Here is a 26,959-nt window from a genome sequence, read left to right on the forward strand (position 1 = left end):
ATCGAAGTATACTCTACAATACAACAGGCGTTGTGCTGTCATTTTATTGTTGGACAAGGAAAGCGAGGTGCCGCCAGTAGATTTTTTATGGTTCGAGCGGTTGGGTGTTTATGCACTGATTGGAGGTTATCTGGTATGGGCTTACTGGACCCGTAAACCAACCAAAGCAAAGCTGCTCCCTTTGTTGGGGCTGTTGATTGGAAGTGTGGTTATCCAGGCTGCTGCTGCTTCGCTTCTATGGTTCGTTCTTCTGTTTCCGATTACCGAGGCCGTACTATGGAGCTTGACCGCAGTCACGCTGATTGAAGCCATCCTTGCCTTCTACCGGAAACAGCATGCTAAATGGGTCGCGTTATTCATTCTCGTGCTTGTGTATGTGTCTCTGCTCATATTGTTACTAAGGGCTATGTAGAGTCTTCTCCAAGAGACTCGCGGTTCCTCCAGAGGTTTCTGGGGAGCAGTAAGCGTTGGTGGAGACATTCTGATCGAAAACAAAATCATTAAACCAATCGCCCGAAACATCGAGTCGACTGAAGATATGGAAGTTATCGACGGTTCCGGCATATGGTCATGCCGGGTTTCGTAGATACACACCACCATGTGTTTCAGCAATTGTTCAGCCAAGCCTTGGATCGACTTTTAGCTTGATGTTCAACTAACGGGCAGGATCATCAGAATAAGTTGGAATATACGAAAAAAAGCACCCGATACTTTTGGGTGCTTTTTGTTTTCCCACTTTTGTTTTTAACGAAATGCGCTATATCACTACAATATTTTAGGTATTTTTAATATTTTCCCACTTTTTTCTTAAGCAATCTTATCTATTCTTAATGCATTGGGAAGCGTAACAGGCCAGGATGGAGGTCTGAACTTAACTGAGAAAGGATGGATCGGTCAATCATGAAAAAATGGCTCCGTAAAGATGCTTCGGCGGCCATGATGTTTCTCGTGCCAAGCGGTATCGGATTTGCACTCTTTTATCTTATTCCATTTGTCATGGGCGTGTACTATTCCTTTATGAGCCAATCGGTGGACGGTCATTTTGTGGGGCTCGATAATTACCTGGAGCTGCTTGGAAGTGGTTCCTTCCGCAAGGCGGCCTCCAACACGTTTTACTTCAGCGCGGTCAGTGTTCCGCTTATGGTCATGCTGTCCCTGGGATTAGCGATGCTATTGAATAAAAATATATATATTCAAAAATGGCTTCGAACAGCTTATGTCATGCCGCTTGTTGTGCCCGTCGCCTCCATCATCATGATCTGGCAGCTGCTGTTTGATTGGAACGGCTCCCTGAACGCCTGGCTGAACAGCTTCGGATATGAACGGGTGGACTGGATGAAGACGGAATCGGCTCGCGGGGTCGTAATCATTGTGTATTTATGGAAGAACATCGGTTACAACGTCATTTTATTCCTGGCGGGGCTGCAGCAAATTCCGAAGGATTACTACGAAACGGCCCGGATTGAAGGGGCTGGTCGTTTACGACAATTCCGAAGCGTGACGCTGGTCTATCTGACTTCCACCATGTTTTTTGTTGTCATTATGTCCATTATCAATTCATTCAAAGTGTTCCGGGAAACGTATCTGATCGCAGGCGATTATCCTCATGACAGCATTTACATGATGCAGCACTATATGAACAATATGTTTGCATCACTCGACATTCAGAAGCTGACCGCAGCGGCATCCTTGATGTTTGTCTGTATTATGCTGATCGTCCTGGTGCTGTTTGCGATTGAACGACGGCATCGACAGTACATGGAATAGGAGGTGGAGCGAAGTCTGTGCGAGTAGTCTACATAATGAAAAAAAGTGCTTTAACGTTTCTTATGGGCGTTATTGCTGTGATCTTAATATCACCTATTGTGATTACATTCACAAATTCATTGATGACAGAACTGGAAATTGAGATCAATTATGGCATCATCGGGAAAATGAATGAAGCGACTCCAGGTAGAGACGGCTCCTTTGCAAACCTGAAACTGATTCCGGATAAGGTGTCTTTTGCACAATATGGGAAGGTGTTCATCGACAATCCGAAATATTTGACCATGTTTTGGAATTCCGTGTTCATGGTGGTGCCAATCATTGCGGGCCAGACCCTCGTAGCAGCCCTAGCTGCCTATGCATTCTCCAAGCTGAAATTCCGCGGCCGGGATCCTATGTTTCTTGTATACGTCATGACGATGCTCATGCCATTCCAAGTAACGCTGGTTCCCAACTATATTATGGTCGATAGGCTTGGCATGCTGAATACTACAGGTGCCATCATCTATCCCGGCATTTTCGCAGCATTTGGCGTGTTTATGCTCAGACAGTTCATGCTGGACATTCCCTATGCCTACATTGAAGCTGCCAAAATGGATGGCGCCGGACACTTGCGGATATTTATGACAATGATCGTTCCGATGATTAAGCCAGGACTGGCCGCTCTCGTGATTTTGCTATTCGTTGATTATTGGAACATGGTGGAACAACCGCTTGTTTTTCTGGACGACCCATTCAAGCAGCCGCTGTCCGTTTTTTTATCCAGTATCCATGATAGCGAGCGGGGGATTGCCTTTGCTGCATCCTTCCTCTATATGGCCCCGATGGTGATGTTATTTCTGTACGCGGAGTCGTATTTTATTGAGGGCATTCAATTGTCAGGAGTTAAGGGTTAACTTTTCAGGGCGGTTTTTAGGAGGAGAAAAAAGGATATGGAGTTAGGAAAAGGGGTTGCTGACCATAGACGAAAGCGAATCATTCAAATCGTGTTCATGGGTTTTATGGGATTGCTGCTGTTCTTCACATTGTTCAGTAACACATTGCAATCACTCACCTTGCCGAAGGTGACTACAGAACAGCCGAAAATGGGAGGCATCGAGTTAGCAATTGAAGGAAGCGGAATCATTCAGTCGATTGCTGATGCTAAACTATCCAGTTCAACGGACTGGAAGGTTCAGCAGATTCTCGTGAAAGAAGGGGAACGTGTTAAGAAGGGGCAGAAGCTCATCAACTATGATAGTCAATCGGCAAGACAAGAAATAGAAGTTGAAGTAACGAATCTGGAAAAGCAGAGAATCGAGCATCAGAATCTTCAGGACCAGTTTATTCAGTCGTCCATCGATGAAGATGAACTTAAGCTGCGCAGCGCAAAACGTGAAATTGAAAAAGGTAAACTTGATATGGTTGCGCAGGAACGCAAGATCAACCAGATGAGAGAACGCCTGTCAAAAGATCAGGTACTGACGGCTCCGTTCGACGGGATTGTAACCAAGCTGAATGCAGTAGAAGGACTGGCATCTGCGGGCGAGCCGGATGTGATTGTCTCAAACAGCAGTCAAGGGTACCGGTTTGAAGTGGGTGCGGATGCCAAGCGCTTGTCCAGCATAGGGGTATCCATCGGAGAGCGGATCGAGGTTGAGGTAGATACGGGTAAAGAGCAGCAAGCCAGCATCATGGACGGCATCATTGAAGAAATAACCAATGCGGAGCCGCTTATAGAGGGGGGATCGGATGAAGGAGCGGTGACTGCAACCGTCCCTCAAAAGATCATTCGCATTAAGATCATAGATGCCAAACTGAAGGGAGGTGAGCAGGCTCGAATCAAAATCGAGAAAAGCTCACTCGAAAAAGGGCTGCTTGTTTCAAGCGGCGCTGTTCATCAGGACCGGGAAGGGAAGTATGTTTTTGTGGTTGAAGAGCAGCCAGGTGCACTCGGTAATGTATTTGTTGCCCGTAAAGTGAACATTGAATTCGGTGAAAAGAATGACAAAGAAACGATGATCCAATCCGATCGCATCTATGAAGAGGATAAGATCATTCTGAAAAGCAGTGAGCCTCTGCAAGATGGAAACCGTATTCGATTGGAATAGTATGGCGTTTCAATAAGAAAAGATCAGGAGGAATTTGTATCATGAAAAAATGGCTATCGATCATTTCAATAGGTGTTATTATCGCAAGTTTAACCGCATGCGGCTCTGGAGAAAGTGGAAAGGTGGATCAGTCCACAACGAAAGAGGGAAAAACGGTGCTCACCCTGTCGCTGTTGGAGTCGAGTCCGTTCTATAAGACGCTGGAAAAAAAGTTTGAAGAGAAACATCCGGATATTGATCTGCAGATCCATGAATCAAAAGACTACAAGAATTATACAAACACAACGAATACAGCCATGTTATCGGGAAAAGGTATGGATATCATTGAAGTTGACGTCTTGCCTCTTAATGAATATGTGAGCAAAGGTTTTGTTCTCGATATGAATGATTTACTGGAGAAAGAACAGACATTGAACAAAGACGATTTACAAACCACTATTTTGGACGGTTTGAAGGTGAATGAGGGGGTTTACGCGATCCCTTCGGGCTATTCCTTCAGTGTGTTTGTAGGTGACGGGGACATGCTGGGCAACGCCAATGTAAAGTTCGATGATCAGACCTGGAACTTGAAGGAGTTCGAGAAAGTTTCGAAGGAAGTTATCCAAAAGAATAGTGGTGCCGATGAACTTTATGCGTTGGCAGACTATCCGCCGGAATTCCTCTTTCAGGAGATGTTATTTACGAACTACTCTGCGTTTGTTGAGGCTTCCGCCAAAAAGGCAAAGTTCGACTCGCCCGAATTTGTGGCTCTTCTCCAGCAAGTCAAGAAAATGTCGGACGATAAAATCATCACATCAGAAGTGGCAAAGGCGGGCAATCAATTGTTCTACTCCAGCCGGATCGTATCCCCGACTGATTTTATCGAAGGCCCTTATTCGATTTTTGATAATCCCAAGCTATTGCAAATACCGCGAGCGGGAGAAGCCGGAGATCGTACAGGCGCGAGAGTTGTTCCTTTGTCTCAGTTCGCAATCAATGCCAAAACGCCGGTAAGAGATGAAGCCTGGAAGTTCATCACTTTCTTATTGTCGGAAGAAGCACAATCGATACAAGAAAGAACAGGGTTCTCGATGCTTAAATCCGTGAATGAAAAGATGATCAATGACCTTCAGGAAAAAGTGAAAAGCGGCGATTATACGCTTGCGAATGGGGAGAAGGCAAAAGTATCTGATGAACAATTCACCGTGTTTAAACAAATGGTTCAATCCGCCGATCAATACGTGGAACTGGATGTTAAAGTGTTAAACATTGCCCGTGAAGAGTCCTATGCGTTCTTCAGCGGACAGAAGACTGCGGAAGAAGTGGCTAAGCTGATCCAGAACCGGGTAACCACCTATTTAAACGAATAGGAAGATGGCAGGAAGCAGCCCACATACGTGTGCTGCTTCCTATTTCACAGAAGAGGGAAATATAGATTTTTTTATCGGGAGGTACATTTATGCACAGGCCAAAAAAGACATGCATGGCAGTGATGCTATGCGCTGCGGTGTTGAGTCAATCGTTTGCCTTTGACACATACGGGGCATCCGCAGCTGATTCGTCTGTTTCCAAATCTGCTGCAGCCGCGTCGATGTTCACACTGGATAAACTCGGCTCGGTTACATTGAAGCAGAGCGTCAGTGTGAAGCTGACGGATATGAATATTTTTGCTCAACCTGACGGGAATATCCTCACGTACACACTTCGTTACAGTAATAACAGTGGCAGCAGAGTAGATCTTATCGATTATTTTTCCAAGGTTTCCACGCCGAGTGGTGCCATCGTAAAAGGAAAAGTTGTGACGAGTGATGCTGATAAAAGAACGGTGCCTGCGAACAGCAGTCAATCCGTGACGTACTATGTGAACATTGGACGATCGGCACAGGTAAACGGAATGAAGGTTTCCATATTCGGATGGGATTTTAGCAGCGCCACTTATGAGAAGAAGCTGGGAGGTTTCACGATTCCGGCCCAGTACTCATCTGTAGTTCCTGTAGGCAAGAGCAAGAAGATAAAGATGAATAATCTTTCAGTTACGGCCAAGGCAGATACGGTACAGAGGTATAAAATCAATGGAAAAGTATATATAAAACTGGGCATGCAGCTCTCGAATGAAGGAACCAAGATGCTTAGCGATCCCGGATATAAAGCCTATCTAAAATCGGCCGGCGGCTCGATATTTGAACTCTTGCCCGAATCGGTTAGCACTGGCTACAAGCTCCAGCCTCAGGAGAGCAGAGTCATTTACTATTGGGCGGAGATTCCTTCCACGATGAAGACGAATGGTATGACATTGCAGCTGGCGCAGGAAGACGAAGCATTGAAAATACATCTTCCGGTGCAATCGTTCAAACTTCCTGCGGCAGCTTCGGATATCGCCGTGGCTAAAGGTAAAAGCGGAAAGCTTATGATGAAACAGCAGCCTGTTACGGTGAAGGCAGAAAGAATGCAGCGTATGAAACATAACGGGAAAGTGTATTTGAGAGTCGGGGTCAATGTTGCAAACGGAGGTAAGAAGGTGCTAAGTGACCCTGGATATAAAGTACAACTAAAGTCGGCTGGCAGCTCGGTATTCGACCTAGTACCTGAGGACGAAACAGGAGGCAGCTTTAAGATTCAGCCAGGGCAGAAGCGAACGATTTATTATCTGGCAGAGGTTCCGTCCAAACTCAAAACCGATAATATGACGATGCAATTCATGCAGGAAGATGAAGCTTTAAAAATGACGCTGCCAGTAAAAACCTTCAAGCTGCCTTCCGTTACGGCTGATGTGCCTGCGGCGGATTATGCCGTCAAAAAAATATCCGTTAATCACCTTATGATTGAAACGCAGTTGAAAAGTGCTTCCGTATATGCTGAGAACGAAACCGGGAAATGGAGCCTACAATTCCGAGTTAAAAATCTTGGTGAAAAATCATTGAAGCTGCCGGCGTATGAGCTTTCCATCCTCACGAATGAAGGCTACAGCATCCCGGTGAATGCGAAGGCACTTGCCAATGTTACGCTGAAGCCGTTAGAAGAAAAGCTGATTGATCTCCGTGCAGATGTGCCATTGCACATGAAACAAAATATGCTGCAGCTGCAATTAACGGAGCCTGTGGTGGAAGGGAAGATCAGCTTCCCGGCTGCCCACTATAAAATTCCTTATGCTCAGGAAGGTAAAAGCCATCTGGGCTCAGAGAATGTCATCGAGAACGACCATGGGACATTCGGCGTAAAGCTGAACTCATATCAGCGGCTGCCATGGGGAGATGGGGATCAAATTGCAGCCCGTATCAGCATTCGTAACACCAAAGCGTTAACCGTACAGCTGCCGGAACTCAAAGCTCAAGTTAATGCTGATATGCGAGACCTCAGCAGTACAGCTCAAATCGTGATTCCGAATGATCAGACGACTCTGGCGCCTAATGAAACCGTAGAGATGTATGTACTTGCCAATGTACCGTATTCCTACAATTTCAATCAATTACGAATTGAGCTGCAGGAAGTTTCAGGAGAGGACGTCACGAGGTTTCTGTCACTAAATACCCGGGCGGTCAACAATGTGGTGAACCAGGTTGCTGCAGGCGAATCCTATCGTATCGATACTCCAGGCAAGAAAGCGGAGGTCCGTGAACGAATGAGTACCGTCTACCAAGACAGCAGCTCCAATTTGATCTACACGGAACTGGAGATGACCAGTCAGGAAACACGTCAATCCAGGCAGGCGCAGCTGGTGGCTAATTACAAAACACCGGACAACGAGTATTTTGAGGCAGAGGTCAATCAATCGTCCGTCAAGACAGGCCCGAACGGAAAAAATCTAGTTACCGTTTGGAGCAAGCTTCCGCTGAATGTGAATACTTCGCAGCTTGTATTGTATATCGGCGAAGGTATAGCAGGCGAAAAGTTGACAGATCAGCGGGAGGAATCAACGGAAGTTATTGGATCGATCAATACTGTGGGATTAGCACTTAGCCCTAGAGCTTTCCAACCAGCAACGAATCTAGGAAATGTGGAATTATTTCCTTATAAACTCTCCATTACGAGAGGAGAAGCTGCGCTTAGTGAGGGGAAAGACACGCTCAATACCGCTATTCATTATAACCTCTCCAGGAATGGCGATTACGAGACAGGTGAATATGAACATAAACTCATTATGGAGATGATTGACCCGACCGGACAATCCACGGAGAAGACTTTAACACTCGGCACCGATTTGACCATCGGCAGCAATAAATCATACACCATTACATTGAATAACAACTTCAGCAAAAACGTAAGTGGAGGGGGAGTTCGCATCAATCTGTATGATGAGTTCCAAGGGCGGAGAATGCTGCTTGGAAGCCAGTCATTTCTGATTATTTATGAAGAGAATCAGGCGAACAAGTCGGATAGCGATTAAATACGATCTAGACATAACTCTTTAAGAACTCTAAAAGGATTCTTGAGATATTCCGCTTAGACTGGTATAGTCGGGAGGTGCTTACAGGCTGTTGGATTGAATGACTGAACCCTCCTGCCTGTAGTCTCAAGTTTCAATAATGTTGCAAAGCGAACGAAGAGGATGGATACCATGAAGCGGATTACAATTCTCGTTGCAGACGATGAGGCAGAAATTGCGGACCTGATTGAGCTGCACTTAAAAAAAGAAGGCTATGATGTCCTTAAAGCGGCGGACGGGCAGGAGGCGGTACAAGCAGCTCAGGCGCATTCCGTCGATCTGGCGATCCTGGATATTATGATGCCCAAGCTGGATGGTTATGAAGTCATCCGGCAAATTCGGGAACAAAATCACATGCCGATCATTTTTTTGAGCGCCAAAACGTCAGATCTTGATAAAATTGCTGGGCTGGTGAGAGGCGCAGACGATTATATGACCAAGCCCTTCAACCCGATGGAGCTGATTGCGCGCGTGAATGCCCACCTTCGCCGTTATATGCAAATGAGTCAACCGACGACTTCCGGCAAACCCGCGCTGGAAGCGGGAGGGGTGGTCATTTACCCCGATCAGCGGATTGTGACCCTGTACGGCGAAACGATCGAGCTGACGCCCAAAGAATTTGACATATTGCACTTACTGGCCAGTTACCCAAAAAAGGTGTTTAGTACAGAAAATATATTCCAGCACGTATGGGGCGAGGCCTACTTTGAAACAAGCAATACGGTTATGGTGCATATTCGGACATTGCGGAAAAAGCTGCATGAAGATACAAACAAAAACAAGCTGATCAAAACGGTTTGGGGGGTAGGCTATACGTTCAATGGCTAACTTGATACGAAGCTTCCGTTCCAAAATGATTGTGCTCTTCGGCTTAAGCATGCTTATATCCGGCATCATCATGTTCGCATTATACAAAATTCTGCAATATTATTACCGAACTCAGGTCAAATTCGAGGATCCGCTGGCTTATGTCCGCTTGTTCATAAGAACGGTCGGGGACATTAATTTTTTTCTGATATTTTTTATCCCGTTGGCGGTCTTTTTTTTCTTACTGCTTACGAAGCCTTATGTGGCTTATTTTAATGAAATTTCAGCGGGGATTCGGCATCTCGCCAACGGCGATTTTGACAAGCGGGTTTCGATTGCGTCCCGGGACGAATTCGGGGATATCGCGGCGGATATCAATCTGACCGGTGAGATGCTCAAGCAAGCGGTGGCGAGAGGAGATTTTGCCGAGAGCAGCAAAGATCAGCTGATCCTGAATTTGGCCCATGATTTGCGTACGCCGCTCACTTCCGTTATCGGTTATCTGGATTTCATTCTCAGGGACGAGTTATTGACCCCGGAACAGGTTCGGCATTATACAGGCATTGCTTTCGCGAAGTCGAAGCGCCTGGAGAAGCTGATCGATGAATTGTTCGAAATCACGAGAATGAATTACGGTATGCTGCCGGTCGAAAAACGACCCATCGATTTAAGCGAGCTGCTGACGCAGTTAAGCGAAGAACTACTTCCGGTTTTTGAGAAAAACAAACTGAAAGCCCGATTGTTTGTTACACCGCATCTGATCATTTCGGGTGATGGTGACTTGCTGGCACGCGTGTTTGAAAATTTGCTGACCAATGCGATTCGGTACGGCAACGATGGTCAGTTTGTCGATATTCATGCTTTCCTCGAAGCAGAAGTAGCGGTAGTTCAGGTGATTAACTTTGGCGACCGCATCCATCCGAACGAACTGCCGCATCTATTCGACATGTTTTATACCGGCGATAAATCCCGGAGTCTTCGGGAGGGCAGCACAGGCCTCGGCTTATTTATCTCGAAAAATATCGTGATGCAGCATCATGGAACGATTACGGTCGACAGCAGCTTGATTCGTACAGCTTTTGAAGTACGGCTGCCGCGAGGCATGCAGATACCTGAATAAAAAATGGTAGGACTGACTATGAAAGGGGGCGGGGAGGAGATTTGCGGAAATATGTATGGGCATGGGTATGGTTCGGTTTATTAGCTGTTATCGGCTTGGCCGCTTATGGCGCAAGCTCCTCGATTGACTTCCAGTCATCCGGGAAATTTGAGATTAACGGTAAAAACGTCAGTCTTCCTGTAATTAACTATAACGGAAACGTCTACGTTCCGCTTCGCCTTGTGGGGGAAGAAATGCATTCCGAAGTTTATTATGATGAGAACAAGGAATTAATCTCGATCAAACAGCATAGCTTAGCATTCGATGAACAAATAGAGGCACCTGTCCCATCCATTGCTTATGAGCACGAGTATAAGGATGGTAGCGTATGGATGCAGGAGATTCCGCTGCTGCAGGGAAACTCTTGCTGGAATGGATGCCTGGAAATGAACGATCCGGTAGTACAATGGGTGTCTGAAGCCGGGTATCCGCCGGTTCGCGTGAAGCCTGGATCAAATCTTGTCATAACTTATCCGACTGGATTGGAGCCTGACAGCTTGAAAATATCTAAAGTCCTTGATTTGGGCAATGGCACAGAGCAGTATATTCATATGATGCCGGATAATAATCGAGTACAGCTGCCAACAGAACAGGGATTTTATACGATTTTAGTTGATTCGGACTGGGAGACAGGATTCACCTCGTATGCTTTTATTATCCATATTACAGACTCCGATGATCTAAGCGATTCATCATGAATCACGCCGCCGGCAGCCGATGTGAATGGATTAGTGCCAGACGACAAGAATATATACACTAGGAAGGCCGCATAAAATGTGGCCTTTTTTAATTTTTCAATCCGGCTGCCGTGAATGGGCCTTTCACCGTGATTGTTGCAAGAATGCGAGCCATCTCTTCAGGAGATTCGGTTCCGTTGCCATTCAGCCATTGCTCGATGACACCGATATGTGCCGAAACCAAATAGGCGATTAAGTACTCGCTGGGAACAAGCAATTTCTCTTGCTTTACTAGAGGGAATTCTTTTCTGACAAACAATGTATTCCACAAGAACTCCTTCATTTTCGTTTGGAAGGATAGGCCGCCGTTGGGACCGGATACGGCTCTCATAAACTTTCGGTTCTGATCCAAATACTCAAACATGGAAACCATGACATTAAAGGGCAGCGTTGGGGGAACATTCGAATCTGCATCTACATTAATGTCCGTAACTTTTTCTTTAACGATGTCCCTCATTTTGTCCATAAACTCTTCTTGGCATCGGGCCATTAAATCAAATTTATCCTGATAATGCGCATAAAAGGTTCCGCGATTAATTCTGGCCTTCGTTGTAATGTCCTTAACTGTAATGGATTCGAATCCTTTTTCCTCAATTAAGTCAATCAAGGCTTCACGGATAAGCTCTTTCGTTCGAATAATTCGCAAATCTTTGCTCGGTTCTCGCATTCTTAAGGCAACTCCTTTTATGAAAAAATGTATACGCTTGATAAAAGTGCCGATATCTGGCACAACGGACGATTCTGATGATTGTTGACTGTTTACATGAAATTATAAAGAAAATCGCATATTTAAACAACACGTTGTTTGATTGGATAAGAAACGAAGGCTCGTGTTTGTTATTTATGGTTAATGAATGGAGGGTTATTATGGATTTAAATGGGTTGGATATTGTATGGTCGAGAGACAAGGACATGTTCCGATTACCGATTAGATAAATATCTAAATAATGTAGTTTTAACTTCATCGTTATGGGGCCCTTTATGAAGTATATTCATGCAGTCAATGGACAACGCTTAAGGGTAATTATTATCTAATGCGGGAGGTCATCGCTTCTTGAAATTTGAACTAGGACGTTGCTTACTGAATGAACGATTGATGGAATCCGGAAAGTCAGCGGAATGGCTGGCAAAAGACTTGCTTTTTAAACCGGAACGAGTTTACGACTTTATTGAAAATAAAAGAGTGATGCCACTCAAAATTGCCATATCGATCGCCGATTCCATCGGTTGTGATGTTCGTGCCTTGTATGAATTAATTCCGAACGATAATGAATAAAGGGAGATTAATGGAATAAGTGGTGGGTAGCACTAAGACTACAAATGTGATCCATTAAGCTAAGATAACGGGAAACGATAGCTCAATCAAAATAAGAAGGTAGCTGATCATTGTGATCGGCTGCCTTTGTTAAACGAACGGGCAGTTTAATTGAGCAACATGTTTGATAATTCTTGCTGAACATTAAAGACAGCAATTCAAAAGAAACTTAAAAACATGGATTGTACTATTATTGAAATGATAATGTCGATCTTCCGAGGGTTGAAGTCTTTTTATTATATTTGGACGCAGAGGAGGCTTAAGCATGAGTGACACAAAAAGCGGTTACAAGAATGTACATGGATTGAATATGTATTATGAAATCCATGGGAGTGGAGAACCGTTAATTTTGCTCCATGGTCAGTTTGCAACTGCCCGTATGTTCGATCCGATATTGCCGGAGCTGGCTGACCACCGTCAAGTCGTATTAATTGAACAGCAAGGACATGGCCATACGGCAGACGTTGACCGTCCGTTAAGTTTTGCTCAAATGGGCCGTGATACCGCTGAATTATTAAATCAATTGGGGATCTATGAAGCCGATGTGTTCGGATATAGTTCTGGCGGAACAGTCGCATTGCAGTTGACCAAGACGAATCCCCACCTGATCCGTAAACTGGCACTAGCCTCGACCATATATAGTATGGATGGCTACTTTCCTTTTATTGTCAAAGGACTCAAACAAGCTTCCGCCACAGCTTTCCCACCCCAGATGAAGCAAGAATACGAACGGGTAGCTCCATACCCTGAAAACTGGTCCAAACTGATTGCCAAAGGTGCAGAAATGGCAAACAACGTCAGTAAAGAGGATTTTCTAGAACCTACACAACTAGAACAAATTACTGCGCCCGTCCTACTCATCAATGGAGATCATGATATTATTCGCCCTGAGTACGCTCATGATATGGCAAAGTTGCTTCATACCAAGCTTGTAGTAGTGGCTGGTGATCATGCTTCGTATATTTCTACACAGCCTCAGTCATTGTTGCCTCATCTAAAAGATTTTTTCGAGCTTAACATTAACCAGTAACGATCTCCTTAATACTAAAGCTTCGACGATTAAGCTAACTGGGAACGATAACGAAATAGACACGTAGACAGCCGGCGACGCGATCAGCTGTCTTTATACTATGGGCAGGCAGAATAAACTGCAAGAATAATTCAACAATCTGGATAGTCTTAAATATGTGATTTGCTGGAGGAGATAGTGCTATCGTTCATCTTGTAATAATTTCTTTATGGTTGGTTGAGTACAGCAGGGAAGAGAAGTCAAGAAACTAGTGTTCCTCACTGAATCCAATTATTATTTTAACAATGAATTATCGACATTTTTTTGGTGTGAAATACCCTAGGGGGATGATACACTTAAATACGACATAAAATACATAGCATCTCAATTAACAGGGGCAAATCGAAGGATGATTCAGTACTTTCGCAACAAAACATGGCTATGCGCCTTTCTGCTGACGATTTTTTTGGCAGGGCTTTGCATATTCGTGTCAGCAGATTCCGTACAGGCGCAGCAGAAGAGCATGCCTGTTGAAAAATTAAAAAAGATAAGTAGATTGTCTTTTACTTTACGGGATGCGTATCAGAACTCCTATACGGTTTATATTTTCGCTCAAGATGAAAAATCTTCAACCTTGGCTGAAATGGACTATTGGACCGGAAATAAACCAGGTGATAAGAATTACACAGGTACATATAAAGCTGCACTTGTCAAAAAAGGAGCGACATATGGAACGTTACAAAGAGTGAACCTTGGCTTGCATGCGGTTACGCTGCCTCAAACATGGCATTATACGGTTAAAAGCAAAGAAAAGGGGACACCGGATATTCTGATGATCACGGAATGGGGGACATCCAATTTTAATCTGGCTACTCCCTTCATTATTCGTTCGGGGTCGCTGATGTCCGTGAAGTTCGTCAATCACAATGGTAAAAAAATAGATGACTACTATCCTGCAGGACGGGGAGACGGTGTTCGCATGCTGTCAGATGCCCGGTTGCAGTTCAAGTTTTACAATAATGCTGTTACCAAGTATGCCGTAAATACGTTCAAACTGAATGTGAGCAAGCTGGAATTGCGTTTGGCGGACACACGATACATGGATTATAATCATCCATCCTGGCCCAACTCGGGAATTGGTGACCGTGCTTATCTCGAAAGCCTGAAGGCTGCAGCAAAGAAAGGGATTCTTCCCGACCAGCCAGGGATCAAGCTCGGCATGACTCATAAATCGCTCCAAAGTACGCTTAAAAAAGCCAAACAGCGGGAAAATGGTGAATGGGGTGCATTTTATGTTTATCAGAACTATGCGATAGGCTTCGATTCCTATCTCCATGAGCTGGATTCCAGCTCAAGACTTACGGTATTCAACCTTTTTGTCGAAAAGCAAAATTTGTACCCGTCAACAGTTAAATTGTGGCTTGGCAAACCGAATGATGAATTTTTCAATGAGGCTGAAGGCGTGTATGACATGATTTACAACTTTGGTTCAGGCAAGCTGTCATTTCATTACGAGGAAGAGGATGGACAAATCTTCTTGGCAACGATGTATAGATAGTTAGTTGATGAACCGGCACTCGGAGAGTTCCGATAAATGGGCATTACGGATAATTAGGTTAGCCGGAAATTCTGGCTAGCCTTTTTATGCTCGTTTACGATGGGATGCATTTTATGACGGAATGCCCGATGTAAATGGTTTTTCAACGATCGGTAAGTCCATAAGCTGGGGGTTGGGGGCCTGGGCATTTAGTAAGAAGCGGATGGATGACACGGGTCGTCTCTTGGGGTAGTAATAGACCCGGGGGCGGGCTTTTTTGTTTTACGGGAAAAATAATAGGGAAAATAAGGTTGACAGAAGGTCCTTTGCATGTTAATTTATCGGTAAATAAATAGAGGGAGTTCGATATGACCAAATTCAAAGATCAGGACATCGGTTCCTCCAATCGCAAAGATCAGATTTTGGACGCCGCTGCGACGCTGTTCGCGAACAACGGCTTCTACAAGACGACGACGGCAATGGTGGCTACTGAAGTCGGTGTTACCCAGCCGTATGTGTTTCATTTTTTCAAAACCAAAGAAGAGCTGTACTTGGCGGTGTTGGATCGGGCGTTCCACCGATTGATCAAAGCGTTTAGCGCCGTCGAAGGGCCGCCGGAGCGGTTGGCCGACCGGATGGGGAACGCCTACAACGAACTGATGGAAACGCACCGAGATGAAATCTTATTGTGTGTGCAGTCGTTTGCTACGCCGGAAGCCAACGTTCGGGAGTACGTGCGCAAGCAGTTCGAGATGCTTCACCGAACCGTCACGAAACGATTTGCCGATGCTGGAATCCCGGACCCTGCCCAGCAAGCGAATTTGTTCTTTGCCTGCGGAATGATGGTCACGTTATCAGAAGTGCTGGCGCTTCCGCAGTTGGGAGATCTGGGAGGCTCGAATTGCAATAGGTAATAGCGATTATAGGAGACTTCTGGAAATGCATCGTACGGCGTCAAACCGGTTGCCGGTCTCCCGCAGTTGCAGGTACCGACTGCGCCACACGACATCAAGCCCGCCGTACGAATCTTCCAGCTTAGACCATCCGATTTTTACGCCGAACAGTCGGCGTTCTTTTTTGGGGAATTATTTATTTATCTATAAATAATATATAAAGGAGTGCATTAGAAAATGATGTCTGCCGCAGATCGAATCCGAATGATGGTCATTACCTGCATTACACTTTTTATGGCCATGCTGGACAATTTGGTTATCGGGGTGGCGCTGCCGTCCATTCAATTGTCGCTGCATGCGAGTATGTCCGACCTGCAATGGTTCCTCAATGCTTACACACTGGCCTTCGGGGTGCTGCTCATCCCGTTCAGCACGCTTGGAGAGCGTTTCGGCCGCAAGCGCATGTTTCTGACCGGCATCGTCTTGTTCACGCTGGGCTCGCTCGCGTCGGCGCTTAGCGACAGCTCGATTCAGCTGATATTGGCTCGTGCCTTGCAAGGCGTCGGCGCCGCTGGAATCATGCCGATCAGCCTGACGCTGGTGAATGCCGCGTATCCACCCGAGAAGAGAGCGGCCGCGATCGGCATCTGGTCCGGCATCTCCGGGCTGGGGCTGTCCGTCGGACCGCTGGTCGGCGGCGCGATTATCGAAGGGGCGCCGTGGGAGGCGATCTTCTGGATCAACGTTCCAATCGGCGCGCTGGCGCTGCTGTTCGGCTTGCGCTGGCTGAGGGAGACGAAGGGGGAGCGAAAGCCGATCGATCCGTTTGGCATTATACTGCTTGGCGCCGGCTTGTTCGGATTGATCTTTGGCATGGTCCGCGGCAACGAGGAAGGCTGGGGCGCCTTCAACGTCTGGGCACCGATGGCAGGCGGCGTGTTGCTGCTGCTCGCCTTCTATGCTTGGGAGCGAAGCCGCGTACAGCCAATCGTGCAGTTCAAACTTTTCCGGGATAGGAATTACAGCGGGTATTTGTTGGCCGGGTTCTGGCTGAACGCCGGCATCTTCGGAGCGATCTTCTTACTCACGTTGTTCCTTCAGCAAGCCCAAGGCTATACGGCTCTCGGCGCCGGCATCCGGGAGATGGTTTGGACCGGCTGCACGATGCTCGCCGCTCCGCTAGCGGGCGCGCTCGCAGGAAGGTTCGGCTCGAAGCGGGTGCTGCTGCTCGGCTTATTCCTCCAGGCTGTGGCATTGGCCGGATTTGCCTTGATCATCCTTAGCCAAGGAGCGATTTTCCCGTTCGGGTACATGGCTCCGTTCATGATGGCTGCCGGCGCCGGCATGGGCCTCAGCTTCACTCCGCTCTCATACGGGCTTCTTAGCTCGGTGTCGGATGAAGCGGCAGGAGAAGCGAGTGGTCTGAGCAACATGGCCCGCGAGCTGGGCGGCGTGTTCGGCGTCGCCATCGGCGGCCTCGTATTCGCTAGGGGCGGCGCCGTGGCCACTCCGGATGACTTCGGCCATCACCTGGTGCCAGCCCTCTTCGTGTTCACCACGATGCTCGCCGTCGGCTTTCTGCTCGTCGCCATTCTCGTACGAGGCGCCCGGAAAGTGGCAGAGTCTCCGAGCGAATCCGGCTCTCCCCCTGGAGCAATAGTTTATCGCCCAGGTGAGGGAAGAGAGAGGAGTGGCCGTGTATGAATAGCTTATGAAAATGTGTATAGATGGATGGAGCAGCCCACGCACGCAAATTGCTTCTACTGCGGAAAGCAGCGAGATCCGGATGAAATGGCCTATCACTTCATCAAGTAATAATTGCAGCACCAAAAAATTACAGGAGGGCGAAGCTCAATTGAAAATTCAATCTGTTGTTAGTAGGAATGTAGCTCTACCGTTTTTTCAAGGCGAGAAGTGGTTAGTGTATACCGGACTGCTTGGCTTTTTACTTGCAGGTCTATGCGCGTACTGGGTTATGCTGTACGGAGGGCCCGTAGCCCCTTATGGCGATGTTTCAAAGGCGTTTTCATTTAATGCTGCACTCGGAATATTTTTATTGTCCACAGCAGCCATTCTTCCGTTTTCTGGTCTGGGAACGAAAAGAAAGGCATTCTTACGCTGGTCTTACATCGCGCTTTCTCTCTTTGCTTATGTAGCAGAGACCATGCAAAATTTTCGCGGGATGAACCCGCGGTTCGTCAAGGATGGCACACCTTTTGACGTAGCAATCGGTTCAATTTTTACAGTAGTGGCTCTTCTCTTCATCTTATATTATGTATTCATTGCGATCGCATTTTTCCGCAAACAGGCTTATTCTTTACAGCCTAAGCTGGTACTTGGCATCCGCTATGCGATGATTGCAGTCATGCTATCGTTTGCGGCAGGCATTTGGATTTCCATCGAAGGAATCATTGGGAAACACGGAAGCATGATGTGGCTGCATGGTCTTGGTTTTCACGCACTACAAGTAGTACCTTTTGTCGCTTGGTTATCGGAACAAAAAAGACATGTAACCGCTGCCCGACATCGATTTATCCATTTAACAGGTATCACCTACTTGCTTGGATTAGTAGCAATCGGCTGGCAAACGTATCTCGGCCGCGCCGTTTTGGAAATGTCCATATTTCCCATTCTCGCCGCCTGTTGTTTCTTGATCGCCTTCATTCCCGTCGTGGTGTTACTACTGAACAAAACGGAAATTCGCCATACTTCCGAGATTCAGAACTAATTGATTACAAACTCACTAGTGTTGCATAAAAGATTTTGAAAAATGTCAGGCCAAGTTCGACGAAGCGCTGAAGGCGGCACCGCCGGAACCCACACGGTGAATCTTAGGGAGTTACCGGTGAAAGGACATGTGCAATTCCATGTCAAGCGGAATGGCAATCATTGGCCTAACGTCTGAAAGAGAGCGGTCTGCAGGTGGATGAATTGGGGCTCGTATCGAAAACAGGTCATGCGACAACGGGGCGGGTATCAACATTAGCAGAAAGAATACCCGAAAATGTTAAAACGCTACTGACATAACGTTGTCAGTAGCGTTATTTTATTATCGATAAAGTAAACATAATGGGGTGGAGAGCTTGTTCTTGCCCATAAAATGATATGGTACTGTATCATTTATTATAGGAAGGATGGTATTTTATGAATTTTGCTTCTGTACGTATCATTACCGACGATGTGGATCGTCTTGTTGAGTTCTATGAGAAAGTCATGGGTGTTTCGGCGGAACGTCCGGCGGCTGCCTTTGCCGAACTCGTTGTGCCATCGTGCACCCTGGCGATCGGTCACTCCCAGACGGTGCCATTGTTCGGCATTGGTTCCGCAGTGGCGGCCGACAATCGCACGGTCATCCTCGAGTTCCGCGTCCACGATGTCGATGCCGAATACGAGCGCTTGAAGCCGTTTGTCGACGAGTGGGTAAAGGAACCGACCACGATGCCGTGGGGGAACCGTGCTACGTTGTTCCGTGATCCCGACGGCAACCTCATTAACCTCTTCCAGCCGGTGACGGAGGAAGCGATCAAACGGTTCAGTGGTAGAGGGTGACTCTTGGGGACTTCCAAGAAAGCGGACCTGCACACGTCATAACTGACAGAAATGCAACAGATTATGAAGACCACCCCAGAACGATTGTTGAGATTGCTACCGATGTAAAGCTTAGAGACTACGATATGATAAGAGATGGAGATGTTGTAGAAATACAACTAAACTAACGGGAAACGATAGCTCATAATACAACGGCAGCCGAGCAAGAGCGTGACTGCCTGCCAGCGGACTAATTATTTCCTTTACTTAAGCGAGGATCAGGGCGTATAATTCGTTCAGACATCGGAGTGAGAAGAGGGAATTAATTATGAACAATGGGTTGATTAACGCTATTATCGCCTATATCATGTGGGGGGTTCTCCCGCTTTATTGGAAGTTGTTTGACGGTGTGCCGGCAGGCGAAATTCTGTCACATCGGGTTGTCTGGTCGTTCGTCTTCATGGGTATTCTCGTCGCCGTCCAGCGCCGCTGGGGTGACATCAAGCGGATTGTGGCTAGCCGCTCGCTCCTGCTGTCACTCGCCGCCAGCGGACTGCTGATCGCTGCTAATTGGCTCATCTTCATCTGGGCGGTCAACAACGGCCACGTTGTCGAGACAAGTCTCGGCTATTATTTGAACCCGTTGCTGAACGTACTGCTAGCGGTTGTCTTCCTTCGTGAGAAGCCAAACCGCGGCCAATGGCTGGCGATTGCCATCGCTGGCGCCGCGGTGCTTATCATCGCCATCGACTACGGGCGATTCCCGTGGATCGCGATCTCGCTGGCCGTGTCGTTTGGCTTGTACGGCCTCGCGAAGAAGAAGATCGTGCAAGACGCTTCTGTAGGCTTGTTTTCGGAGACGGCTGTAATTCTTCCGCTTGCGCTCGGCTACTGGATCTATTTGGCGGCCGTGGGAAAGACGACGGCATGGACGCTGCCTACGTCCATGTTCGTCGAACTGCTTCTATCTGGCGTGGTAACGGCGCTGCCGCTGCTTTTCTTTGCACGGGCGGCCGCCCGGATGGCGCTGTCCACGCTAGGCTTCGTACAATACATTGGGCCGACGATCATGCTGTTACTGAGCATATTCGTGTTCAAGGAATCGGTCTCGCCGGTACTGCTCGTCGGCTTCGCGCTCATCTGGACAGCGCTCGTCGTATACGCTGCGGCATCGGTTCGCAGCACGAAACTCGCGAAGGCGAGCTGACAGCACAGGTACCCCGGTACTGTCATAACGGCCATTTCCGTCCGATTGGGCGGAGATGGCCGTTTTCCATTTGAGGTGTAATCTGACACACTTGAGCACACTACGTAATCAGCTGCTTTCCTTAAGTTAACGGGCAGGAAAGTTTTAGATAGCTTTCCCACCGTTCATAGGGAAGGTTTCCGTTCTCAATCGCGATTTTTTGGCCAAAATAATAAGAGCTATCTTTGCAAAAAAAAGGCGCCCTGGCTATGGGCGCCTTTTTTCATATTTTTCGTCTGTTTATGTTTATTTCCATTTGCGTGCATAGGGACTGAGTTACCATCTGAAAATCCTCTATAGTTAACCTGACCTTCTGCCATAGGCTGTGAACTATTTAGAGATCGGAGTAGCATGCTCCATTACAAAACGCGCATCCTCTTCACTAAATTCTTCTCCGACCTCATAACGAGAGTTAATTTCATCCAACTTTTCTCGAATTTGAAGATCGGATAATTCTTCTTCAGGCGCTGTGAATGCCATACCAACTCCGCTAAGAGTAAGGCCCATAACAAGTAATGGTGTCAAAGCCATCCTCATGATTTTCTTTAACATAATAAATCCTCCCATTGTTGTATTTTGAACCTTATGAATTGTGGCTCTAATAGTGTAAACACCTAGAAACAGGATAAGGTTATGAAAAATAATAAATTCTTAATTGTCGAGGGACAAGAACTTGTACCTATTACCGTAATGAAGAAGAACTTGGTTGCTTATCCGATTAGATGAGTGTCTAATGTTATGGGCGGGTTATTAGCATATGGAACCATCTATTGAATAATCACCCGTAATGACGATGCATGCATCATATCTGCAGTTTTCGAGAAGCGACGTATCCGGGTTGTCTTGGGGTATTCCGAACAGGGTTACAGATTTTTTTCATCGGCCCATTTTCCTAAACAACAAAAAAACCACACCGCATTGTTGCGTCCAACAATTGGGGTGCAGTTCATTTGCGGTCTGCTTTTTTATTAAGAATGAATAAGATCCGAAAGATCAACTTACTGAGCAGAGTCCTTTATCAAATATTCCATGTTTAGCATACCTTTAATCCGCTGACTGCACCGCCGAATGCCGTGATGCCATGCTGGACAATACAAACACGGCAATGATGGCGATGAGTACGCCGAGTACCCCGAACCAGGTAATGGATGCCAAAGAAACACGGTTAACGATCAGCCCGCCGATTCCTGCGCCGACAGCCATGGCAAGTTGCATCATGGAACTGTTCAAGCTCAGCATGACGCCTGAGGATTCAGGAACAAGCGAAACCAAGTTAAATTGCTGCGCCGGAGCGGATGACCAGGCGGCAAAAGACCAGAGGATCAAAATGGCAAATACGGCAATGACCGACTGTCCGACTAAGGATAGCAAAATCAACGAAATGACGTGAAGCACCATCCCTGAAACGAGCGTGTATTTGATGCCCCTTTTATCCGCGCTGTAGCCGCCGACTTTCGAGCCAATCAAACTGGCCATGCCGAACACGAACAGAGCTGCGCTAATCAATGATTCATTTAAATGAGCCACCTCTAACAGAAAAGGGGAGATGTAGGTATAGGCGAGGGAATATCCTCCCAACCAGAAAAAAGTAATCGCTAAAGCAACCAAAACCTGAGGTTTTTTTAACAAAGCAAATTGTTTGATCAAAGGGACAGGCTTGTCGCCCTGTATACGTGGAAAAACCGCAGCAATAACAAGCATGGTGATGACCCCGACAATTGCGATGGCCAGAAATACCGCTTTCCAGCCAAAAGCCGAGGCTACCATTCTGCCGAGGGGGACGCCGATGATGAGCGATGCGGTAATGCCCATGGTGACGTTGGCGATGGCGCTAGCCTGCTTGCCTGGCGAAGCGATTTTGGAGGCGATGCTGAGCGCGTTAACGGTTACCACCCCGGCGCCTAACGCCGCAATGATTCTCGCGGCAATGAAGAGACCGAAGCCGGACAATATAAATGTCAGCAGATTTGCGGCAATAAAGAGGCCCAGCGAATAAAGGAGGAGCTTACGCCGGTCCATTTTAGCCGTCAGCGCCATCAAAATAGGCGTGCCGACTGCATAGGGCAGGGAATAAACCGTAATGAGCTGGCCTGCTGCCGCAACGCTTGTTCCCATCGTCTCTGCGATCCGGTCCAATATCCCGGAAATGATGTAATTGGATGTTCCAACTAAAAAGCTGACCAAGGCTAGAACGTAAACTTTCCATGTGCTCTTCATAATTCACTCTCCTGATGTGTTTAAAATAACTATTTTTAAAAAATTATCAAAAAAAGGACACCCTAAATAAATTTCGAAATTCGTGCATATATGATCAAATTCTCATATATTAGTTATTTGTATTCTTCAAATCAAAGATGCCCCCCAGCTTGTTGATTGGCTCTAATATAGATTTACAACGCCTTGTTAGAATCTTATGCGTATAACCTGTAAAGGACCTTAGCTCACCGTCGTTTTCTCTCCTCCTTTTGGAAAGCGGTATTCTGAATTTTGATTCAATACAACATTAGTTGTTTGAACAACGCGTGTTGTATTTGTATGTTATAATAACAACCGAATGGTACGCAATCATCAATATCCATAAACCGTTGTATAGACAACACCATTTCAATAATGTCGTTTTATTAGGGGAGATCTTAACCATGACAATTAAAAAGAATGAAGCTGATCCTCGTGTGATACGTACAAGGCGACTCCTTCAAGACGCTTTTGCTTCATTAATTCAAGAAAAAGACTTTGAATCGATAACCGTTAGGGATATTGCAGAGCGGGCTACTGTTAACAGAGCGACTTTTTATGCGCACTTTGTAGATAAATTCGAAATTCTTGAGGCCAGACTAATGGAATCATTTATGACAATCATAAATCGTAGAATAAGCGGTCACGAAGTATTAAATGAAGAAACCATTCAGAGTATTTTTCTGGGTGTATGCGATTTTCACAAGGATCTCAGCACTATGTGCAAAAGAAGGTATACATCGCTTGGAGCTGTGTTCGAAATTCAAATAAAGGAAAAAATTCAAACGATACTTCTTTCCTTTATAGACAAAGACAAGATGCCATCGAGTCCAAACGCGGAATTCTTAATAAATACAGCTTCTATCATGTTAAGTTGGGGGATGTATGGGGCGGCTTACGTTTGGAACAATGAGGGGCGTCTAATAAGTGCGGAATCATTCGTTAAACAGAGTATGCACTTAGTGATGAACGGAGCCAAAGAACTGCTGAGATAGGTCCTGTCGCTATGGCTGCGGAAGAAACAAGGTGCAATGCAGACTATTTGCGGATCCTTAATCAAACCATTTTGTACAGAAGTTCTTGTCGTCCGGCAAGTATGTAACTTTAGGCTGTTGAGAGCCTTTTTTGAATATTATTGTATGTCTCATCTATTTAGGTAGGAACAGGATTGGCACCCTACATGATAAGAGTTGGTGGGGTTCTTTTTATTTTCTAGGACAATAATTGGTTCTTACAGAATAGGAGGGGGCTCCTTCCGACACAAAGAACTTTTCTTCACCTTCAAACTCTGTGGTTATAAAGCTAAAGGGGCAATTTAACTCATGCATTGAGTTTATTGATGAAAACGAGAGGATAAATTTGGGAGAGGCCAAGTTAGCGATAGAAGTCAACCATATCTCCAAACAGCCGTTTGATAAATTCAAGCTCGCTTTCGTTGTATCTTTACAAAAATTCGTACATTCTTTGCTTTTCCTTCGTATGGAGCTCATCATGAGCAGCAAATAGCTTTTTGCCGACAGGCGTTAACCGAAAATACACTTCCTTTTTGTTATCATTGAGCTGGGCTTTTCGCACCCAACCTGCCTTTAGTAATTTATTTGCGATCTTGGAGGTATTCCCTTTACTTAAATTTATCCTTTCCGCGATGGAAGTGACATTGATCGGCTCCTGCTCTCCGATGCACGCAATGGTGTGCAGTTCCGTCATGTTCAATCTGAAGTCCGGTTCGATATGCTTCCGGATATCCTCGAGGTATGTTGCAGTTATTCGGGTTTCATATTGCTCTTTTTGCTGAAGAAACTGAACGAAAAATTCATGGGGTTGACAGGATAAGGAGTGACCCAGTACAATATTTTTGTTTCGTATGAAACAAAATATATATGTTATTTTTATTTTTGTCTTTTTTAACAAGGATTAAAAATGATTCAGACGAAACAATAATATATGAAGGAGGTTCTTCCGGAAATAATTATCCACTTTTCAAGAGAAGATTTATAAATACGGAAATAGAGGAGCATGCTTGCCTATGGAAATCGTGAATCCAAAGACATTGACGGATAAGGTTACATCTGTAATTTCACATGTTGTGGTAACTACTGCCTCTAAACTGGCCTTCATCTCAGGTCAGGTTTCTGTAGATGAAACAGGAGCATTGGTCGGTTCAGGGGACTATTACGCGCAAGCGATTCAAGTGTTCACCAATCTAAAGTATGCATTAGAAGCCGTGCGAGCGGATCCATTGTACATTGCAAAAATGAATATTTTTGTGGTAAACCACAAGCCGGAATTGATTTCGGTTATTTTTGACGCCGGATTTCATGTGTTTGGTCCTAACTGGCCGAAGACAGCAAGTACCTATATAGGCGTTCAAGCACTAGCCGATCCTGAATGGCTTATCGAAATAGACGCTATCGTGATCTTCCCATAATGTTTAAGAAAAGAGGTTATTTATATGAAATATGAAGTCATCCTTATCGGTGGCGGACCTGTCGGCATGATGTTGGCTGGAGAATTGGCATTAGCCGGTGTAAAGGTCTGCGTCATTGAGCAATTAAAAGAGACAACCCCATATTCACGTGCGCTTACAGTACATCCACGAACCCTTGAAATATTAGATATGCGTGGAGTGAAATCAAAATTAATCAGTAAAGGCCGCTTACTTTCAAGAGGGCATTTTGCCGGATTAGAAACTCCTTTGGATTTCTCGGTATTGGATTCTTCTTCCAATCACACTCTCTTTTTACCGCAGAGTGAGACGGAGAAGGTGCTGGAGGAATGGGCTCTTAGCCTTGGAGCGGAGGTCTGGAGAGAGGTTGAGGCTCTATCTGTGCATCAGGATGAGGATGGGGTCGACGTTAAGATCGCGGGACCTAATGGAGAAACAACGTTAAGATCTGCTTACGTGGTAGGTACGGACGGAGCCAGAAGTATGGTTCGCAAACATGCAAATATATCATTTGAAGGTACAGACGCGACCTTCACGGCTATTCTGGGGGATGCCGTTCTATCTGATTTGGCTCCTATGAGTGTCATATCCCGGATTACAGAAAAAGGTCTGGTCAGCATCATGCCGATCAATGATCATATGTATCGGGTCTTAATTATCGATATGGAGAGACGTAACATCTCTAAGGATGAGACCGTTACATTTGAAGAGTTTCGTTCATCAATCATCCGTACGACCGGAAGCGACCTGGGATTGAACGATGTGAAATGGATGTCCCGTTTCGGAAATGCAACGCGGCAAGCGGGACGCTATCGGAATGGTCGATTGTTTTTGGCGGGAGATTCGGCGCACATTCATTTTCCTGCTGGTGGACAGGGAATGAACGTCGGCTTACAAGAAGCGATGAACTTAGGCTGGAAGCTTGCAGGAGCAATCAAAGGCTGGGCTCCGGACTGGCTATTGGACAGTTATCATACCGAACGTTTCCCATGGAATACGGCCTTGCTCCGGAATACCGAGGTCCAAACCCTGCTTCTGGATGTGACTCCTCCCATCACGGAACTGCGAAGCATGCTGGCTAATCTGATTCAAATACCGGAAGCTAATTATCAAATCGCCGCACAAGTTTCCGCAATGGATGTACATTATGCTCCAGACGTCGAAGCGCCTCACCATCCTTTAAACGGGAAACGTTTCAAGGATCTAGGCTTAAAGCTGAAAGACGGGCAATTGACTAACTCCTATCCGTTCCTACACAGAGGTACTTTTCTTCTGTTGCACTTCCATTTTAATGAACAGAATAACGGTCAATGGGAAACGTATAGCAACCTTAAAGTTGTACATGCATCTTTGGCTGAGGCAGACGCGGATTGGAACGACGTCCACACGGCACTTATACGGCCGGATGGACATATTGCCTGGGCGGTTTCTCTATCAGATCCGAATCCAATGCAAACCATAAATGAAGGAATCACTCGCTGGTGCGGAAACACTACGGAAAACTTGATTCAGCAAAAATCTAGATTTGAGATATGAGTTATTAAATTCGTGCATTTATTTAGGGGAGAAGCTCCGTTCAAGCGGGTGGAACTATGGTAGGGTATGATACAAGATGAAAAGCAGAAAATAATTATATATGGATGAGGTTTCAACTGATGCGAAAAACCATTAAATCTTTAACAGTTGAAACCACAGTTGGTTAAACTAACGGAAGACGATAGCTTCAATAAAAACAAGAATGCAGCCGATCAATGTGATCGGCTGCTTTTGTTCAACTAACGGGCAGAA

The 26,959-nt window shown here is 46.0% G+C and carries 24 protein-coding genes and 1 pseudogene; 20 read left to right on the forward strand and 5 right to left on the reverse strand.

What is annotated here, in order from left to right; genetic code table 11:
• Positions 1–67: 67 nt before the first annotated feature.
• From ABEW73_RS10545 to ABEW73_RS10585, 9 genes are all read left to right on the forward strand, one after another.
• Positions 68–412, forward strand: a complete 345-nt coding sequence (locus ABEW73_RS10545; RefSeq protein ID WP_430167373.1) for a hypothetical protein — start codon at positions 68–70, stop codon at positions 410–412.
• A gap of 488 nt (positions 413–900) precedes the next feature.
• Complete coding sequence (locus ABEW73_RS10550) at positions 901–1,767, forward strand: carbohydrate ABC transporter permease (protein ID WP_430167375.1); 867 nt, start codon at positions 901–903, stop codon at positions 1,765–1,767.
• A 35-nt stretch (positions 1,768–1,802) separates the two neighbouring features.
• The gene (locus ABEW73_RS10555) at positions 1,803–2,663 is read left to right on the forward strand and encodes a carbohydrate ABC transporter permease (protein WP_430167377.1); all 861 of its coding nucleotides are present in this window, start codon (positions 1,803–1,805) and stop codon (positions 2,661–2,663) included.
• Positions 2,664–2,699: 36 nt separating this feature from the next.
• On the forward strand, positions 2,700–3,857 hold the full coding sequence (locus ABEW73_RS10560; protein ID WP_430167379.1) for an efflux RND transporter periplasmic adaptor subunit: 1,158 nt from the start codon (positions 2,700–2,702) through the stop codon (positions 3,855–3,857).
• Positions 3,858–3,898: 41 nt separating this feature from the next.
• The gene (locus ABEW73_RS10565) at positions 3,899–5,206 is read left to right on the forward strand and encodes an ABC transporter substrate-binding protein (RefSeq protein ID WP_430167382.1); all 1,308 of its coding nucleotides are present in this window, start codon (positions 3,899–3,901) and stop codon (positions 5,204–5,206) included.
• Between the two features lie 89 nt (positions 5,207–5,295).
• Positions 5,296–8,220 (forward strand): hypothetical protein, encoded by a 2,925-nt coding sequence (locus ABEW73_RS10570; protein WP_430167384.1) that lies wholly within the window; start codon positions 5,296–5,298, stop codon positions 8,218–8,220.
• A 171-nt stretch (positions 8,221–8,391) separates the two neighbouring features.
• The gene (locus tag ABEW73_RS10575; RefSeq protein ID WP_430167387.1) at positions 8,392–9,087 is read left to right on the forward strand and encodes a response regulator transcription factor; all 696 of its coding nucleotides are present in this window, start codon (positions 8,392–8,394) and stop codon (positions 9,085–9,087) included.
• Positions 9,080–10,186, forward strand: a complete 1,107-nt coding sequence (locus ABEW73_RS10580) for a sensor histidine kinase (RefSeq protein ID WP_430167390.1) — start codon at positions 9,080–9,082, stop codon at positions 10,184–10,186. The genes ABEW73_RS10575 and ABEW73_RS10580 overlap by 8 nt, the downstream gene beginning before the upstream one ends.
• Before the next feature lie 41 nt (positions 10,187–10,227).
• Positions 10,228–10,923, forward strand: a complete 696-nt coding sequence (locus ABEW73_RS10585) for a stalk domain-containing protein (protein ID WP_430167393.1) — start codon at positions 10,228–10,230, stop codon at positions 10,921–10,923.
• Positions 10,924–11,011: 88 nt separating this feature from the next.
• Here ABEW73_RS10585 and ABEW73_RS10590 read toward each other — a convergent pair whose 3' ends face one another.
• The gene (locus ABEW73_RS10590) at positions 11,012–11,629 is read right to left on the reverse strand and encodes a TetR/AcrR family transcriptional regulator (protein WP_430167396.1); all 618 of its coding nucleotides are present in this window, start codon (positions 11,627–11,629) and stop codon (positions 11,012–11,014) included.
• A gap of 387 nt (positions 11,630–12,016) precedes the next feature.
• Here ABEW73_RS10590 and ABEW73_RS10595 point away from each other — a divergent pair, with 387 nt between their 5' ends.
• The 8 genes from ABEW73_RS10595 to rarD all read left to right on the forward strand — a co-directional run bounded on the left by ABEW73_RS10595 (position 12,017) and on the right by rarD (position 20,451).
• A complete protein-coding gene (locus ABEW73_RS10595) occupies positions 12,017–12,238 on the forward strand; it encodes an XRE family transcriptional regulator (RefSeq protein WP_430167398.1) in 222 nt (73 codons plus the stop codon).
• 304 nt (positions 12,239–12,542) lie between these two features.
• Complete coding sequence (locus ABEW73_RS10600; RefSeq protein WP_430167400.1) at positions 12,543–13,307, forward strand: alpha/beta fold hydrolase; 765 nt, start codon at positions 12,543–12,545, stop codon at positions 13,305–13,307.
• 388 nt (positions 13,308–13,695) lie between these two features.
• Positions 13,696–14,844 (forward strand): hypothetical protein, encoded by a 1,149-nt coding sequence (locus ABEW73_RS10605; RefSeq protein ID WP_430167402.1) that lies wholly within the window; start codon positions 13,696–13,698, stop codon positions 14,842–14,844.
• 347 nt (positions 14,845–15,191) lie between these two features.
• Positions 15,192–15,737 carry a TetR/AcrR family transcriptional regulator gene (locus tag ABEW73_RS10610; protein WP_430167405.1) on the forward strand — a complete coding sequence of 182 codons (546 nt, stop codon included), beginning with the start codon at positions 15,192–15,194 and terminating at the stop codon, positions 15,735–15,737.
• Between the two features lie 279 nt (positions 15,738–16,016).
• Positions 16,017–17,420 carry an MFS transporter gene (locus ABEW73_RS10615; protein ID WP_430167556.1) on the forward strand — a complete coding sequence of 468 codons (1,404 nt, stop codon included), beginning with the start codon at positions 16,017–16,019 and terminating at the stop codon, positions 17,418–17,420.
• A gap of 82 nt (positions 17,421–17,502) precedes the next feature.
• Positions 17,503–18,444: a hypothetical protein gene (locus tag ABEW73_RS10620; RefSeq protein WP_430206384.1), complete on the forward strand. Its 942-nt coding sequence runs from the start codon at positions 17,503–17,505 to the stop codon at positions 18,442–18,444.
• Positions 18,445–18,860: 416 nt separating this feature from the next.
• Entirely contained in the window at positions 18,861–19,265 is a 405-nt protein-coding gene (locus tag ABEW73_RS10625; protein ID WP_430167411.1) for a VOC family protein, read from the forward strand.
• 307 nt (positions 19,266–19,572) lie between these two features.
• A complete protein-coding gene (gene rarD / locus ABEW73_RS10630) occupies positions 19,573–20,451 on the forward strand; it encodes an EamA family transporter RarD (RefSeq protein ID WP_430167414.1) in 879 nt (292 codons plus the stop codon).
• 369 nt (positions 20,452–20,820) lie between these two features.
• On the opposite strand, the gene ABEW73_RS10635 is transcribed toward rarD, so the two are convergent.
• From ABEW73_RS10635 to ABEW73_RS10645, 3 genes and pseudogenes are all read right to left on the reverse strand, one after another.
• Positions 20,821–21,042, reverse strand: a complete 222-nt coding sequence (locus ABEW73_RS10635) for a hypothetical protein (RefSeq protein WP_430167416.1) — start codon at positions 21,040–21,042, stop codon at positions 20,821–20,823.
• Positions 21,043–21,246: 204 nt separating this feature from the next.
• Positions 21,247–21,363, reverse strand: a pseudogene (locus ABEW73_RS10640) (DNA gyrase inhibitor); the annotation flags it as partial.
• A gap of 171 nt (positions 21,364–21,534) precedes the next feature.
• Positions 21,535–22,707 carry an MFS transporter gene (locus tag ABEW73_RS10645; protein WP_430167419.1) on the reverse strand — a complete coding sequence of 391 codons (1,173 nt, stop codon included), beginning with the start codon at positions 22,705–22,707 and terminating at the stop codon, positions 21,535–21,537.
• Positions 22,708–23,129: 422 nt separating this feature from the next.
• Between ABEW73_RS10645 and ABEW73_RS10650 the strand changes: the two genes are divergently transcribed.
• A complete protein-coding gene (locus ABEW73_RS10650; protein ID WP_430167422.1) occupies positions 23,130–23,720 on the forward strand; it encodes a TetR/AcrR family transcriptional regulator in 591 nt (196 codons plus the stop codon).
• 448 nt (positions 23,721–24,168) lie between these two features.
• Here ABEW73_RS10650 and ABEW73_RS10655 read toward each other — a convergent pair whose 3' ends face one another.
• A complete protein-coding gene (locus tag ABEW73_RS10655; protein WP_430167425.1) occupies positions 24,169–24,432 on the reverse strand; it encodes a MarR family transcriptional regulator in 264 nt (87 codons plus the stop codon).
• A 319-nt stretch (positions 24,433–24,751) separates the two neighbouring features.
• Between ABEW73_RS10655 and ABEW73_RS10660 the strand changes: the two genes are divergently transcribed.
• Both ABEW73_RS10660 and ABEW73_RS10665 read left to right on the forward strand, forming a co-directional pair.
• Entirely contained in the window at positions 24,752–25,153 is a 402-nt protein-coding gene (locus tag ABEW73_RS10660) for a RidA family protein (protein WP_430167428.1), read from the forward strand.
• 24 nt (positions 25,154–25,177) lie between these two features.
• On the forward strand, positions 25,178–26,707 hold the full coding sequence (locus ABEW73_RS10665; protein WP_430167431.1) for a monooxygenase: 1,530 nt from the start codon (positions 25,178–25,180) through the stop codon (positions 26,705–26,707).
• Positions 26,708–26,959: the final 252 nt, after the last annotated feature.

The sequence above is a fragment of the Paenibacillus lautus genome (assembly GCF_050482385.1).
GTDB lineage: Bacteria > Bacillota > Bacilli > Paenibacillales > Paenibacillaceae > Paenibacillus_AQ > Paenibacillus_AQ lautus_B.

Excerpts from the sequence above, each read along its gene's own strand:
- ABEW73_RS10655 (WP_430167425.1), bottom strand. The coding sequence starts at position 24,432 with ATGACGGAACTGCACACCATTGCGTGCATCGGAGAGCAGGAGCCGATC.
- ABEW73_RS10590 (WP_430167396.1), bottom strand. The coding sequence starts at position 11,629 with ATGCGAGAACCGAGCAAAGATTTGCGAATTATTCGAACGAAAGAGCTT.
- ABEW73_RS10550 (WP_430167375.1), top strand. The coding sequence starts at position 901 with ATGAAAAAATGGCTCCGTAAAGATGCTTCGGCGGCCATGATGTTTCTC.
- ABEW73_RS10565 (WP_430167382.1), top strand. The coding sequence starts at position 3,899 with ATGAAAAAATGGCTATCGATCATTTCAATAGGTGTTATTATCGCAAGT.
- ABEW73_RS10635 (WP_430167416.1), bottom strand. The coding sequence starts at position 21,042 with ATGTTAAAGAAAATCATGAGGATGGCTTTGACACCATTACTTGTTATG.
- ABEW73_RS10600 (WP_430167400.1), top strand. The coding sequence starts at position 12,543 with ATGAGTGACACAAAAAGCGGTTACAAGAATGTACATGGATTGAATATG.
- ABEW73_RS10620 (WP_430206384.1), top strand. The coding sequence starts at position 17,503 with ATGAAATGGCCTATCACTTCATCAAGTAATAATTGCAGCACCAAAAAA.
- ABEW73_RS10625 (WP_430167411.1), top strand. The coding sequence starts at position 18,861 with ATGAATTTTGCTTCTGTACGTATCATTACCGACGATGTGGATCGTCTT.
- ABEW73_RS10555 (WP_430167377.1), top strand. The coding sequence starts at position 1,803 with ATGAAAAAAAGTGCTTTAACGTTTCTTATGGGCGTTATTGCTGTGATC.
- ABEW73_RS10580 (WP_430167390.1), top strand. The coding sequence starts at position 9,080 with ATGGCTAACTTGATACGAAGCTTCCGTTCCAAAATGATTGTGCTCTTC.
- ABEW73_RS10560 (WP_430167379.1), top strand. The coding sequence starts at position 2,700 with ATGGAGTTAGGAAAAGGGGTTGCTGACCATAGACGAAAGCGAATCATT.
- ABEW73_RS10615 (WP_430167556.1), top strand. The coding sequence starts at position 16,017 with ATGCTGGACAATTTGGTTATCGGGGTGGCGCTGCCGTCCATTCAATTG.
- rarD (WP_430167414.1), top strand. The coding sequence starts at position 19,573 with ATGAACAATGGGTTGATTAACGCTATTATCGCCTATATCATGTGGGGG.
- ABEW73_RS10610 (WP_430167405.1), top strand. The coding sequence starts at position 15,192 with ATGACCAAATTCAAAGATCAGGACATCGGTTCCTCCAATCGCAAAGAT.
- ABEW73_RS10570 (WP_430167384.1), top strand. The coding sequence starts at position 5,296 with ATGCACAGGCCAAAAAAGACATGCATGGCAGTGATGCTATGCGCTGCG.
- ABEW73_RS10645 (WP_430167419.1), bottom strand. The coding sequence starts at position 22,707 with ATGAAGAGCACATGGAAAGTTTACGTTCTAGCCTTGGTCAGCTTTTTA.
- ABEW73_RS10660 (WP_430167428.1), top strand. The coding sequence starts at position 24,752 with ATGGAAATCGTGAATCCAAAGACATTGACGGATAAGGTTACATCTGTA.
- ABEW73_RS10605 (WP_430167402.1), top strand. The coding sequence starts at position 13,696 with ATGATTCAGTACTTTCGCAACAAAACATGGCTATGCGCCTTTCTGCTG.
- ABEW73_RS10650 (WP_430167422.1), top strand. The coding sequence starts at position 23,130 with ATGACAATTAAAAAGAATGAAGCTGATCCTCGTGTGATACGTACAAGG.
- ABEW73_RS10665 (WP_430167431.1), top strand. The coding sequence starts at position 25,178 with ATGAAATATGAAGTCATCCTTATCGGTGGCGGACCTGTCGGCATGATG.
- ABEW73_RS10575 (WP_430167387.1), top strand. The coding sequence starts at position 8,392 with ATGAAGCGGATTACAATTCTCGTTGCAGACGATGAGGCAGAAATTGCG.